This is a genomic window from Vibrio sp. SCSIO 43137 (assembly GCF_028201475.1).
In the GTDB taxonomy this organism is placed as follows: Bacteria; Pseudomonadota; Gammaproteobacteria; order Enterobacterales; family Vibrionaceae; genus Vibrio.
In genome coordinates, this window is record NZ_CP116383.1 from 3,065,390 (window position 1) to 3,078,189 (window position 12,800).

Below are 12,800 nucleotides of genomic sequence, written 5' to 3' on the forward strand. Positions count from 1 at the left end.
ATGTCAGCAAAACATCCAATCATCGCGGTAACCGGTTCTTCCGGTGCAGGCACAACCACCACCTCAGAAGCATTCAGAAAAATGTTCAGCATGATGGACATTAAGCCTGCCTGGGTTGAGGGAGATAGCTTCCACCGTTTTACCCGCCCGGAAATGGATATCGAGATCCGTAAAGCCAAGGAACAGGGAAAGCACATTAGTTACTTTGGCCCTGAGGCGAATGATTTTCCTGCACTGGAAAAATTCTTCCGTAAGTTTGGCGACGAGGGAACAGGACAAGTCCGGCGCTATCTGCACTCATTTGATGAAGCAGTTCCCTATAATCAGATGCCGGGAACCTTCACCCCTTGGCAAGAGTTGCCGGAAGAGAGCGATGTACTGTTTTATGAAGGGCTGCACGGCGGGGTAAAAGACGGTGATGTGAATGTCTCTCAGCATGTCGACCTGCTTATCGGCATGGTTCCTATTGTAAACCTTGAGTGGATACAAAAATTTGTCCGCGATACCCGCGACAGAGGCCACTCCCGCGAAGCCGTAACTGACTCTATCGTGCGTTCAATGGATGATTACCTGAACTATATTACCCCTCAGTTTTCGCGCACTCATATTAATTTTCAGCGGGTTCCGACTGTAGATACTTCTAACCCGCTCAATGCCAAAGGTATTCCTAGTTTAGATGAAAGCTTTGTGGTGATCAGGCTGCGGGGAATGAAAAATGTCGACTTTCCTTACCTTCTGGCAATGATCGATGGCTCATTTATGTCACGGCATAATACGCTGGTGGTACCGGGCGGTAAAATGAGCTTTGCCATGGAACTGATAATCCGGCCGGTACTGCAACAGTTAATCGAAACGGGCAAAATCGGCTAAAAAACAGCCGATAATGCATTTTCCTTCTAATACCGTGATCATGTGCACGGTTTTGCTTAACAAATCGCAATTTGAGGGCGATCAAAATCAAGAAATCGTCTGCAAAAAAGGATACTATTCTTAACCGATATAGAAGTAGCTTGCAGCTTTGCATAAGAAAACCTATGCTAACTTCACCAATTTGGCGAGGCAGCAAAGGACGCTGCTGAATAGACCCTGCATAAAATAGTGAGATAATTATGGTTCTAGGTAAACCTCAAACCGATCCAACATTAGAATGGTTTCTTTCACACTGTCATATCCATAAATACCCTTCAAAGAGCACGCTGATTCACGCTGGTGAGAAAGCGGAAACTTTGTATTACATTGTGAAAGGCTCTGTAGCTGTGCTTATCAAGGATGAAGAAGGAAAAGAGATGATTCTTTCCTACCTGAATCAAGGTGACTTCATCGGTGAACTCAGTCTATTTGCAGAAGAACAAGACCGTACTGCTTGGGTACGTGCTAAATCCCCATGTGAAGTAGCCGAAATTTCATTTAAGAAATTCCGTCAGCTGATTCAGGTTAACCCTGATATCCTGATGCGCCTTTCTGCACAGATGGCTAACCGTCTACAGGTTACCAGCCAGAAAGTAGGTGACCTGGCATTCCTAGATGTAACTGGTCGCATCGCTCAGACGCTACTTAACCTAGCCAAACAACCTGATGCAATGACACACCCGGACGGTATGCAGATTAAGATTACCCGTCAGGAAATTGGTCAAATCGTAGGTTGTTCACGTGAAACCGTAGGCCGTATCCTTAAGATGCTGGAAGAGCAGAACCTTATCTCTGCTCACGGTAAAACCATTGTGGTTTACGGAACACGATAAAACCTCTGGCTTATCCCTTTTAAAACGCAGCGAAAGCTGCGTTTTTTATTTTAGCCCTAACTCGAGCCGTTGAAAGTTATCAATATTCGGCAATACCACTCTCATCGCTTTGGCCGATTTTACGCCCATCCACTCAGCCAGTGCGGCAGCAACCTGATCAGAACCGATAGACGGAATCATCCTTCCCTTAGAGATATCATCCTCACCAGAAATTTTTAAACTTGGCCAGACTCCAATCGCCTTTTCTGCCCGCAGTCCGCCCCCCATAATCAACTGGTGGCCACCCCAGCCGTGATCCGTTCCTGTATCATTAGGAGCGATTCTGCGTCCGAACTCTGACTGGGTAAAGGTAACCACCTTATCCTGATAGCCTATCGACTCCAGCGCACGGTTAAAGGTAGCCAGACTGTCACTTAACTCTTTAAGCAGCAACGGATGTCTTTCTAGCTGGTCATCATGGGTATCAAAACCGGACAGAGTAACGTAAAACACCTGCCTCTCCTGACCCAGTTGCTGTTGCTGGCTGATCAGTTTAAACACCACCGCCAACTGCTTATCCAGTGATGAACCGGAAAAGCCTTTAAAGCTGCTCTCTCTGTTTAAGGTTTCAGACAGCAGACTGCTACTGCTCAGGGAAGCCTGCATCGCTTTGTTGATCTCGGCATGAAACGGTGAACTTGGATCTTTTGCCAGCAGCTTTTTGTAGCTACGCAGTATGGCCCGGTTTTGAATACCGGCCACTTTAGCCACCTTATCTCCCCTGAGGATATTTTGCTCACTGTTCATCGCCCTGAGTATCAAGGCATTACCGGACAGACTATAAAGAGCAGAGAAGCCCTGTTGCTCTGATATCACATCCATCATCCGGCCGGCCCAACCCAGCTTTATCCTGTGGTTTACCGCGCCACGGTGCCACTCTGAACGCTGAGAATTATGAGAGAAAAGCTGAGGCGGCTTGGGTTTCGCTCCTGACTCTATCTCATGCTTGGTCAGAGGTTGCTGCAACACACCGCTATTTAGTATCACATTCGCTTTCCCTGCCTTATAAAGCGCCTGTAATGCCTGCATAGTGGGATGCAAGCCAAACTGCACGGTTTTGTTATTGCCGTCAAAGCTGCTCTGTGGAATCTTCAGCAAGTCACTCTGTTCTATCGCAAGCAGAGCTCGGCTCTTGTTGTACTCTTGATAGTGCAGCGAGTCTGCCGGAACCAACATATTATAGGCGTCGTTGCCCCCCTTCAGGTCAATACAAACTAAGGCTCTATAATCTTTCTGTTTTGCGTTCAGCCTGCCGGGAAGCAAGCCCAACGACATAAACCCGCAGCCCGCCGATAGTGACAGAAATTCTCTTCGCTTGATTGTTATTGCCCTACTCCTGAATCAGAAATTCATCGCTAATCAGCGCCAGATACAAACTCTGTAACACCCGGTTTTGTTTTCTCTTGCTCTCTTCTGACAAGTTATCTTTGATAATACTTTTAAGCTCTGCACTCATTTTATTGGCAAATAAGCGCTTGTTTATCAGCTCCGTCAATTGTTCAGGTTGCTCCTTCAGAGCGGTAAATTCATCCACAGAAAGGGGGGAATCAACTTTCTTTACAGAGTACAAAATAGCTCGGGCAGCATTGCTGTAGGCGGTGTAACTGGTCCAGTTCATTAACTCCAGCTCAGGAGCTACCATCTCCCCCTGTTGCATAAAGCTGGCAGGTTGATAGTCAGGCTCAAAGAAATTAAACACCGACGGCGATGAAAGAGGCCCTTGTTGCGCTGCTCGATAGAAAAGCGTCGCTTTAGCACCACTTTCAGCTCCTCCGACAGAAAATGCCCGGTAGATATTGGTTAATGCCAGCAGGGGCTCTTTCACTTTTACCGGCTTAAGTTGCGAATAACCGAGTGCTTCCTGATCTAGCAGAATCGCCAGCAGTACAGACTTTAAATCCCCTCGTTCACCTTTACCGTTATCAGCGAACACCGACGACACTCTTTGCACATATTCATCTGAGGGGTTGGATGTAACAAACCTCTTAATCAACTGCTTTGAAACAAACGCAGCCGTATTAGGGTGATAGAACAGTATATCCAGTACCTGGCTTACATCCTGATAAGGGGTCAGCCCCGATTTAAGGGTATGCCCCAATACCGTCTTTTCAGTGAAGTCATGGCGGGAGGAGACAGCACGCATAGGTTTTAGTAGTGCTTTATCACTCTTCTCCCTCACCCAGCCACTAAACGCCCGAGCGATTTCTTCAACATCCTGCTGAGTGTAACTGGGAATAAGATTTCCATTGGCGCTGGTTTTATAGCTACCATCATTGTTTAGTTGATAGAGGCCAATGGTAAATAGCTGCATCACTTCCCGTGCGTAGTTTTCGTCAGGAAAGGTTCCTTTATCTGCGTCGGCTTTGCGACTGCCCATCATAGAGAGGTATCGCCCCATTGCCGGATGAAAGGTCACTTTCTCCAGTAATTGCCGGTAGTTTGAAAAAGCATTTTCAGCTAACAGATCGTAATAATTCGACAGGGCGTGAGCTTTCTTACCTAACCCTCCTCCAAGGCGGGAGACCACGAAAAGCTCACTCAGGGCAAAGGCCATTCTCTGCCTTAGTTGATCTTCGCTGTAAATCGCAATCTGCCACCAGACATTGCCTCTTGCTTTATGCGATTCAGGCTCATCAAAGGTAAGAAATAGTTTTTCATGGGAAGAGGCTGGCAGTGAGAACTGCCTTTGCAGCCACTCTTTATAACCCAGTTTTTGTAACTGGTTATAGCTGGATTTAGTCGGCCCGAAAGTTGTCCGGTAAAGCAGTTGATAGCGCTCGGTCTCGCTGAGCTTGTCAGGTAAATGAGCCAGATTAGTTTGTTCTGATGCTCCGGCATACAGTACCGCCGAGCTAATAAGAGTCGCCAAAGCAACCAACAACCGCCTGCCACGCACAGCTAAAAATGCAGTGTTCAGTCCCATCAAAACTCCATCTACTTCTCAACTGAAAACAATACTCATAATTATAGGCGATTTAGTAAAAATACCCCTTAGCTTTCTGATATGAAATTATTACTAACTGAAAATACTAAATTTTTTCGCCTAATTAGATTATCAAATATTTTGACTACAGTAACTATTTGATTAACCAAACCAATACAAAATTCACCCAATTAAACCGAGAAACTGATGGTAAATAACGGGCTGATAAACGGCTTATTTCAGGCATAAAAAAACCGAAGCATAACGCTTCGGTTTTCTCAGTTCAGGATGATATTACATCATGCCAGGCATACCGCCCATGCCACCCATTCCGCCCATATCAGGCATTGCAGGAGCGTCTTTCGCAGGCATATCAGAAACCATAGCTTCTGTTGTGATCATCAGACCGGCAACAGAGGCTGCAAACTGAAGTGCGCTACGAGTTACTTTAGTCGGGTCAAGGATACCCATTGCGATCATATCGCCGTACTCGCCAGTCGCTGCGTTGTAGCCTTCGCTACCTTCTGCTGCTTTAACATTGTTAGCCACAACAGACTCTTCATCACCTGCGTTAGCAACGATTTGACGAAGAGGCGCTTCCATTGCACGCAGAGCAACGCGAACACCAACGTTCTGCTCTTCGTTAGCACCTTCAAGACCAGCAACTTTAGAAGCCGCACGAATCAGGGCAACACCACCACCGGCAACCACACCTTCTTCAACTGCTGCGCGAGTTGCGTGAAGTGCATCTTCAACACGGTCTTTCTTCTCTTTCATCTCAACTTCAGTCGCTGCACCAACTTTAATTACTGCAACACCACCAGCCAGCTTAGCAACACGCTCTTGTAGCTTCTCTTTGTCGTAGTCTGAAGTTGCTTCTTCAATCTGCTGACGAATCTGAGCAACACGGCCGTTGATCATCGCTTCTTCACCTAGACCATCGATGATAGTTGTGTTCTCTTTAGTGATGGTTACGCGCTTAGCCTGACCAAGATCTTCCAGAGTCACTTTCTCAAGCTCAAGACCAACCTCTTCAGAGATAACAGTACCAGCAGTCAGAATAGCGATATCCTGAAGCATTGCCTTACGACGGTCACCGAAACCAGGTGCTTTAACAGCAGCCGCTTTAACGATGCCACGCATGTTGTTTACAACAAGAGTAGCCAGTGCTTCACCTTCAACATCTTCAGCAACAATCAGCAGAGGACGAGACGCTTTAGCAACCGCTTCCAGTGTAGGCAGCAGTTCACGGATATTAGATACTTTCTTATCGATAAGCAGGATAAATGGGTTTTCCAGCTCTACAGCGCCCGCTTCCTGATTAGTGATGAAGTAAGGAGAAAGGTAACCGCGGTCAAACTGCATACCTTCTACTACGTCCAGCTCATCATGCAGAGCCTGACCTTCTTCAACAGTGATAACACCGTCACGGCCTACTTTTTCCATCGCTTCAGCAATGATGTTACCAACAGTTTCATCAGAGTTTGCAGAGATAGTACCAACCTGAGCAATCGCTTTTGTATCAGCACAAGGAACAGAAAGTGATTTCAGCTCTTCAACAGCAGCAGCAACCGCTTTGTCGATGCCACGCTTAAGATCCATTGGGTTCATACCAGCAGCAACCGCTTTCAGGCCTTCAGCAATGATTGACTGAGCCAGAACTGTTGCAGTTGTTGTACCGTCACCTGCCGCATCGTTAGCTTGTGAAGCAACTTCTTTAACCATCTGAGCACCCATGTTCTGGAACTTGTCTTCCAGCTCAATTTCACGTGCAACAGAAACACCATCTTTAGTGATAGTCGGTGCGCCGAATGATTTATCAAGAACAACGTTACGTCCTTTTGGACCCAGCGTTACTTTTACTGCATCAGCCAGAACGTTTACACCTTCCAGCATTTTTACTCGTGCGTCGTTACCAAATTTTACGTCTTTAGCAGCCATTTTGATTTCCTTTCCTAAAATCTATTTTTCTACTTTAGTTTGTCGTTTAAGAGTGAATGTCTTAACGCTTACTATTATTCAACAATTGCCATGATGTCATTTTCAGACATTACCAGTACTTCTTTACCGTCGATCTTCTCAGTCTTAGTACCGTAGCCTTCAGCAAAGATCACTGTGTCGCCTACTTTTACGTCAAGTGGCATAACAGTACCGTTTTCCAGAATACGGCCTTTGCCAACAGCTAACACAGTACCGCGAGTAGATTTCTCAGCAGCAGAACCAGTCAGAACGATGCCGCCTGCAGATTTAGATTCAACTTCCTGGCGTTCAACGATAACACGGTCATGTAAAGGACGAATATTCATCGGTCGTCTCTCCTGATTTAGATTTAATTAATAGATTGTGCTGATTTATCAGCTTGTGAGAGTGATGTGGGGGCGCAATAGAAGATCCCAAGGGGGGAGTAAGGTTTTTTTTGTGAATGAAATCTCTTTTTTTACTTTGCAGACACAGAGCTGAGTGACTTGTGCGAATTGCGCTTAATTTCACTCTGGTTCAGAATATCGGCAGATAACAAATTTTTCGGATTTAGAATGGCTTGTAAGTTCTGTAACGGCAATCACTGGTTCTGGCAAAAGATAGGTCGTTGTAAGCGGTGTATGGATCAACTGACCACACTTTCTGTGCTGTGCTGGGTGGTATGGTGGTTTGTGTTCAGGGAAGATCCTAAGAGCGTAGAATCCATTGCTTTGATCTTTGCCGGTTTCGCCTTTAATACTCTGCTATTCCTTCATCTCTGGTTTCGCTTTGTGGTTTTTCCAATGCGAAAGAGAAACAAAAAGTAGATGAACTATAAATATAGTTAAACAAACTTAATTTGATTCAGGAGATAACCGCTTGTAAAGGAAGTGAAAACAGAGCAAAAAGAAAAAAGCCCCTAAACCAATCTTGGTCAGGGGCTTTCTTAGATTCATCTAAGAAAAAGCAGTGGTACTTAATAAGACCGCCTTTTCCCGATAATGTTCCCAAAGGATCTTTAATTTTTTAAATATATTTAAGGTTAACTATTTATTTCCTAAATATCATAGCTTTACGCCGCACCCGCACGAACAATAGCAAGATCCCCAAGCTCGATCTCCAGAGCAACTTCGTCACAAGCGTGGATCCTCGGACACTGTTCGCAGTCTTTCAGTACTTTCTCCGGCAGCAGACTCTTAGAGGTCGGAATAAAGCCCTGTCGCATAAAGAACTCAGGTGTACGGGTCAGCACAAACACTTTCTGAATCGCCATCTGTTTGGCTTTCTCAATCAAGTGCTGCACGATGGCGCTACTTTGATCATGCCAGCCAGCTTCAACACTTAGTGAGCGTATTTCAGCAAGACCAGAGTCATAAACATAAAGTGAAGCACAACCAGTTACTGTTCCCTGATGCTCAACTACAGCAAAAGAACCTATGCTACGGTTAATCTCACTACGGGAGATAGGCAGAACCTCACCAATACTGGCTCCGTAAGTCACCATGCTTTCAAGGGTATCAATATCCGTCAGTCTGGCACCACGTACTTTCACACCGGAGGTATCGCGTTTGCTCAAACGTTGCTGTGCTTGTTTCACCGCATACTCAACCTGTTTAGGCGATACACCTCCCAGAGCTGAACGCTTCTCAAGACAAGATTCAATGGTAAGAATATCGTATACATCCGCTTCAATGGTTGAAGAGAAAGCCTGCAGTTCTTCTAATGAAAGCTCTTCCAGTGCACAGCCTTTCTCAATGGCTCCCACTACTGCTACACCAACAATATGGTGAGCTTCACGGAACGGAATACCTTTGGCAACCAGATAGTCTGCCAGTTCAGTGGCGTTAGCATAGCCCTGTTTTGCCGCTTCCAGTGTACGCTCTTTATTTACATTCAGGCCTTCAAAGCAGAGTGTCGCCATCTCCATGCACTCATTCCATGTATCCAGTGCATCGAACAGGCCTTCTTTGTCTTCCTGCATATCCTTATTGTAGGCAAGAGGCAGAGCTTTAACCGTCATCATCATGCCTGCCATGGCTCCGTAAACTCTTCCGCACTTACCACGGATAAGCTCCAGCGCATCAGGGTTCTTCTTCTGTGGCATCAGTGAAGAGCCTGAAGTCACCGTATCAGCCAACTCAATAAAGTTAGACTCACCAGAGTTATAGAAGATCATATCTTCTGCCATACGGGAAAGGTGCAGCATAGAGATAGACGCAACGGACATCAGTTCCATAACATGGTCTCTGTCTGAAACAGAATCAAGGCTGTTACGGGTGGCAGAATGGAAGCCAAGGTTATGAGCCAGCTCTTCACGATCCATTGGATAAGCTGTACCTGCAAGGGCACCAGAGCCTAACGGGCAGGTATCTAACCGGTGGATAGCATCACTCAGGCGCGAATAGTCACGCTCAAACATCTCTACATAGGCAAGACACCAGTGAGCAAAAGTGACCGGTTGTGCCCTTTGCAGGTGGGTATAACCCGGCAGAACCGTATCCTGATGCATGGCAGCGACTTCAACCATATGGTTTTGCAGACGATCAAGGGCAATCAGCAGTTGCTGTCCCTGCTGACGACACCAGAGCTTAAGGTCAGTTGCGACCTGATCATTACGGGAACGACCGGTATGCAGCTTCTTGCCAAGATCACCAACCTTGCTGATAAGGTGTTGCTCAACCCAGCTATGAATGTCTTCTGCGTCAGACGCTAAGATCTGCTTAGGATCTTCCATCACTTCCAGCTTAAGCTCATTCAGCGCCAACTCCAGTTTCTGTTGCTCCTGTTCAGTCAGTACACCAACAGAAAGCAGAGCTTTCGACCAAGCGATTGAGCCGACAATGTCCTGCTCAGCCAGTCGGTAATCGAATCGAAGTGAATCGTTGAATTCTTTAAACCGAGTGTCTGCTGCCTGGGTAAATCTTCCGCCCCATAATGCCATTATGTCTCTCCTGCTCGCTTAGTATTGCTGATGCTTCTGGTAATTTTTATTGAGCTGCGCAGCCTGTGCCACGCAGCTTGATATTATTTTTGTGAGTTTAGTGTACGAATTCTGCTGGCCAGTGAGTAAAGACGAATAAAGCCGGCCGCATGGCTCTGGTCATAAACATCATCTTCACCGAAGGTAGCAAAACGTTCACAGTAAAGGCTGTTTTCAGAACGCTTCTGAGTTGCTGTCGCATGGCCTTTATACAGTTTGATAACGACTTCACCGTTGACATCTTGCGCCAGTTCTTCAGTGGCTGCAAGAATTGACTTACACAGAGGGGTAAACCAACGACCGTCATAAATCAGGTGCGCAGCTTTAATGCCTAACTCTTCACGGAACTCATATGAGCTCTTATCCAGCACCAGTTGCTCAACAGAACGTAGAGCTTCCATCATGATGGTGCCACCCGGAGTTTCATAACAGCCACGTGACTTCATACCTACCAGACGGTTTTCTACGATATCGATACGGCCGATACCGTGCTTGGCACCCTTATCGTTCAGATACATAAGCGCATTGTATGGTGTCATTTTCTCACCATCGACTTCGGTGATTTCACCTTTTTCCACTTTCAGTGATACATATTCCGCTTCATTTGGAGCCTGCTCCGGGCTGTTTGTCCATGCCCAGCAATCGTCGTTTGGTGCGTTCCATGTCTCTTCCAGAACGCCACCTTCTGTGGAGATATGCCATGCATTAGCATCACGAGAGTAAATCTTAGTAAGCGAAGCTGAGCAAGGAATGTTACGTTCTGCAAGGTAATCCAGACACTCTTCACGGCTGACCAAATCCCACTCACGCCAAGGAGCAATTACGTGTAGATCCGGTGCAAGAGCTGCGAAAGCACTCTCAAAACGAACCTGATCGTTACCTTTACCGGTACAACCGTGAGCAAGGGCATCAGCGCCTACTTTACGTGCGCACTCTACCTGAGCCTTGGCGATAATCGGACGAGCCATTGAGGTACCCAGCAGATATTTACCTTCATAAACGGCACCTGTTTTCAGTGACGGATAAATATACTCAGCAACCATCTCCTCTTTCAGGTCGGCAACATAAACTTCTGATGCACCAGAAGCAATTGCCTTCTCTTCAACACCGTCCAGCTCTTCTGCACCCTGACCGACATCAGCAACAAAAGCGACCACTTCACAGTCATAGTTCTCTTTAAGCCATGGAATGATCACTGATGTATCCAGACCGCCGGAATATGCTACGACTACTTTTTTAACTTGTACTTTACTCATTGTGTTTCTCCTACTATCCCGGACTGCACTGGCGGTCAGTTACTCGGGGTAAAAATCCGTTTATTGGTTATCCAATTTACTGTTTAAAATTCGTTTACTGAGGTAAAAACTGTGTACCTATGCTTTTACCTGAAAAGAGTTCGGCTAATTTTTCAGGGTATCGCCATGTTGCGACTTCGATAGGACGGCCAAGGTCATTGGCAGCTTCTAAAGCAGCCTGCACCTTAACGATCATCCCGTCGGTTATCACTTTCCCCTCTATTAAGGCATCAGCTTGTTGCTGATTCAGGTTTACCAGAAGATGGCCTTTTCCGTCCAGAACACCGCTGACGTCAGATAGCAGTACCAACTCAGCATCCAGAGTTCCGGCTACCGCTACAGCCGCCTGATCGGCGTTTACGTTCATAAGCTGGCCTTCATGGGTCAGACCGATTGAACTGATAATTGGCAGAGCACCGGTATTCAGAATCGCCTGAAGTACTTTAGCGTCACCGGGAGCTGCTTTACCTACTGCACCCAGTTCAGCATCCAGCTCAGTTACTGAACACATAGCACCATCACCAAGGCAAAGGCCGACAGCGTTGATACCACTCTTAATTGCCTCTCCCTGAAGCAACTTATTCGCCGTTCCCGCCAGAGCACCTGCGATTTCAGGAATTTGCTCATAAGGCGTTACCCTCAGGCCGTTTTTCTTTACGGTTTCCAGTTGCAGCTTCTTCATCAGATCATCCACCAGATAGCCGCCACCGTGTACGATCACCAAATCTCGCTTGGCTCGTCGCTGATACTCTTTAATTGCGTGAAAAAGTTTGCACAGCGTGTCGGTACTGGAGAGTGCTGCGCCGCCTAACTTAATCACTAATGGTTTTAGTTGCTCGGTCATTATTCATTCTCACAATAGTGATGTAAGCGGCTCAAAGCCGTTACGAATGTTTAAACACTGCATCGCGTGACTCGATGCACCTTTTAGTAGGTTGTCGATAGCAGACACAACTATGATATGCTGGTTTTCTACCTTCCAGCCGATATCACAGAAGGGGCTACGCTCCACATCCTGAATTTTTGGTATTTGCTGATACTTAAGCCGTACAGCCGGCTGATTTTGATAAGCCTTTTCAAAAGCACTATTCACATCACTGAGAGTGATGCCGTCTTCCAGCTTCATAGTAATGGTGGCCAGAATGCCACGCTTAAAATTGCCCAGATGAGGAGTAAAAATCACATCGCAACCAAGATGAGTCGCGATCTCAGGTTGATGACGGTGATTAAACAGACCGTATGGCTGATGGCTCACTTCGCAGAAACTGTTTACCATGCTCGCTTTACGCCCTGCTCCGGACACGCCGCTTACCGCATTAATCACAGGCCATTGCTGTGTGTTGATAAAGTTCATCTCTAACAATGGCTTGATAGCCAGTTGTGAAGCTGTCGGATAACAACCTGCCACAGCAATCAGATCCGATTGAGCGATTTGCTGGTCATTCCACTCAGCTAATCCATAAACCGCCTTATCCAGCAGTTTTGAATACTTATGCTCGAAACCATAATATTGCGGATAAAAACCTGCTTTTTGTACCCGGAACGCACCAGATAAATCGAACACCTGACAGCCTTGATCAATAAAGGTGGCTGCTAAGTCATGGCTTACTTCATGAGCGGTAGCCAGAAATACAATATCAGTGTTCTTTGCAACGGCTTGCGGGTCAGTTAAAGGCTCTACGGACATGTTCACGACACCAGACAGCTGGCCGTGAAGCTCAGCCATTGGTTTGCCTGCATCTGCGCTGTTGGCAGAAACGTACAAACCTGCTAGCTTGAGATCAGGGTGTTTTGTTACTAAAAGAGCCAGTTCTGCTCCTGTATAACCGCTAGCGCCGATAATCGTGGTTTTCAACATCTCA

General features: G+C 46.4%; 11 protein-coding genes. 3 read left to right on the top strand and 8 right to left on the bottom strand.

Annotated features, from left to right (window positions below; translation table 11 throughout):
• On the top strand, nucleotides 1-870 hold the full coding sequence (locus PK654_RS14400; RefSeq protein ID WP_271696640.1) for a phosphoribulokinase: 870 nt from the start codon (nucleotides 1-3) through the stop codon (nucleotides 868-870).
• 239 nt (nucleotides 871-1,109) lie between these two features.
• Nucleotides 1,110-1,742 (top strand): cAMP-activated global transcriptional regulator CRP, encoded by a 633-nt coding sequence (crp, locus tag PK654_RS14405; protein WP_171752739.1) that lies wholly within the window; start codon nucleotides 1,110-1,112, stop codon nucleotides 1,740-1,742.
• A gap of 45 nt (nucleotides 1,743-1,787) precedes the next feature.
• Here the strand turns inward: crp and PK654_RS14410 are convergent, their stop codons facing one another.
• The 4 genes from PK654_RS14410 to PK654_RS14425 form a co-directional block, all read right to left on the bottom strand.
• Nucleotides 1,788-3,056 (bottom strand): DUF1501 domain-containing protein, encoded by a 1,269-nt coding sequence (locus PK654_RS14410; protein ID WP_271696641.1) that lies wholly within the window; start codon nucleotides 3,054-3,056, stop codon nucleotides 1,788-1,790.
• Nucleotides 3,057-3,111: 55 nt separating this feature from the next.
• Nucleotides 3,112-4,704: a DUF1800 domain-containing protein gene (locus PK654_RS14415; protein ID WP_271696642.1), complete on the bottom strand. Its 1,593-nt coding sequence runs from the start codon at nucleotides 4,702-4,704 to the stop codon at nucleotides 3,112-3,114.
• A gap of 294 nt (nucleotides 4,705-4,998) precedes the next feature.
• Nucleotides 4,999-6,645: a chaperonin GroEL gene (groL, locus tag PK654_RS14420; protein WP_271696643.1), complete on the bottom strand. Its 1,647-nt coding sequence runs from the start codon at nucleotides 6,643-6,645 to the stop codon at nucleotides 4,999-5,001.
• Nucleotides 6,646-6,719: 74 nt separating this feature from the next.
• Nucleotides 6,720-7,010 carry a co-chaperone GroES gene (locus PK654_RS14425; RefSeq protein WP_271696644.1) on the bottom strand — a complete coding sequence of 97 codons (291 nt, stop codon included), beginning with the start codon at nucleotides 7,008-7,010 and terminating at the stop codon, nucleotides 6,720-6,722.
• A gap of 228 nt (nucleotides 7,011-7,238) precedes the next feature.
• Between PK654_RS14425 and PK654_RS14430 the strand changes: the two genes are divergently transcribed.
• The gene (locus tag PK654_RS14430; protein WP_271696645.1) at nucleotides 7,239-7,490 is read left to right on the top strand and encodes a DUF3624 domain-containing protein; all 252 of its coding nucleotides are present in this window, start codon (nucleotides 7,239-7,241) and stop codon (nucleotides 7,488-7,490) included.
• Between the two features lie 245 nt (nucleotides 7,491-7,735).
• On the opposite strand, the gene argH is transcribed toward PK654_RS14430, so the two are convergent.
• The 4 genes from argH to argC all read right to left on the bottom strand — a co-directional run bounded on the left by argH (nucleotide 7,736) and on the right by argC (nucleotide 12,796).
• Complete coding sequence (gene argH, locus PK654_RS14435; RefSeq protein ID WP_271696646.1) at nucleotides 7,736-9,604, bottom strand: argininosuccinate lyase; 1,869 nt, start codon at nucleotides 9,602-9,604, stop codon at nucleotides 7,736-7,738.
• 83 nt (nucleotides 9,605-9,687) lie between these two features.
• A complete protein-coding gene (locus PK654_RS14440) occupies nucleotides 9,688-10,899 on the bottom strand; it encodes an argininosuccinate synthase (protein WP_271696647.1) in 1,212 nt (403 codons plus the stop codon).
• Nucleotides 10,900-10,993: 94 nt separating this feature from the next.
• A complete protein-coding gene (gene argB / locus PK654_RS14445; RefSeq protein ID WP_271696648.1) occupies nucleotides 10,994-11,782 on the bottom strand; it encodes an acetylglutamate kinase in 789 nt (262 codons plus the stop codon).
• Between the two features lie 9 nt (nucleotides 11,783-11,791).
• On the bottom strand, nucleotides 11,792-12,796 hold the full coding sequence (gene argC, locus PK654_RS14450; protein WP_271696649.1) for an N-acetyl-gamma-glutamyl-phosphate reductase: 1,005 nt from the start codon (nucleotides 12,794-12,796) through the stop codon (nucleotides 11,792-11,794).
• Between the last annotated feature and the right edge of the window lie 4 nt (nucleotides 12,797-12,800).

Coding starts and splice junctions, on each gene's coding strand:
- PK654_RS14425 (WP_271696644.1), bottom strand. CDS start 7,010: ATGAATATTCGTCCTTTACATGACCGTGTTATCGTTGAACGCCAGGAA.
- PK654_RS14410 (WP_271696641.1), bottom strand. CDS start 3,056: ATGTCGTTGGGCTTGCTTCCCGGCAGGCTGAACGCAAAACAGAAAGAT.
- argC (WP_271696649.1), bottom strand. CDS start 12,796: ATGTTGAAAACCACGATTATCGGCGCTAGCGGTTATACAGGAGCAGAA.
- PK654_RS14430 (WP_271696645.1), top strand. CDS start 7,239: ATGGCTTGTAAGTTCTGTAACGGCAATCACTGGTTCTGGCAAAAGATA.
- argB (WP_271696648.1), bottom strand. CDS start 11,782: ATGACCGAGCAACTAAAACCATTAGTGATTAAGTTAGGCGGCGCAGCA.
- groL (WP_271696643.1), bottom strand. CDS start 6,645: ATGGCTGCTAAAGACGTAAAATTTGGTAACGACGCACGAGTAAAAATG.
- crp (WP_171752739.1), top strand. CDS start 1,110: ATGGTTCTAGGTAAACCTCAAACCGATCCAACATTAGAATGGTTTCTT.
- PK654_RS14440 (WP_271696647.1), bottom strand. CDS start 10,899: ATGAGTAAAGTACAAGTTAAAAAAGTAGTCGTAGCATATTCCGGCGGT.
- argH (WP_271696646.1), bottom strand. CDS start 9,604: ATGGCATTATGGGGCGGAAGATTTACCCAGGCAGCAGACACTCGGTTT.
- PK654_RS14415 (WP_271696642.1), bottom strand. CDS start 4,704: ATGGGACTGAACACTGCATTTTTAGCTGTGCGTGGCAGGCGGTTGTTG.
- PK654_RS14400 (WP_271696640.1), top strand. CDS start 1: ATGTCAGCAAAACATCCAATCATCGCGGTAACCGGTTCTTCCGGTGCA.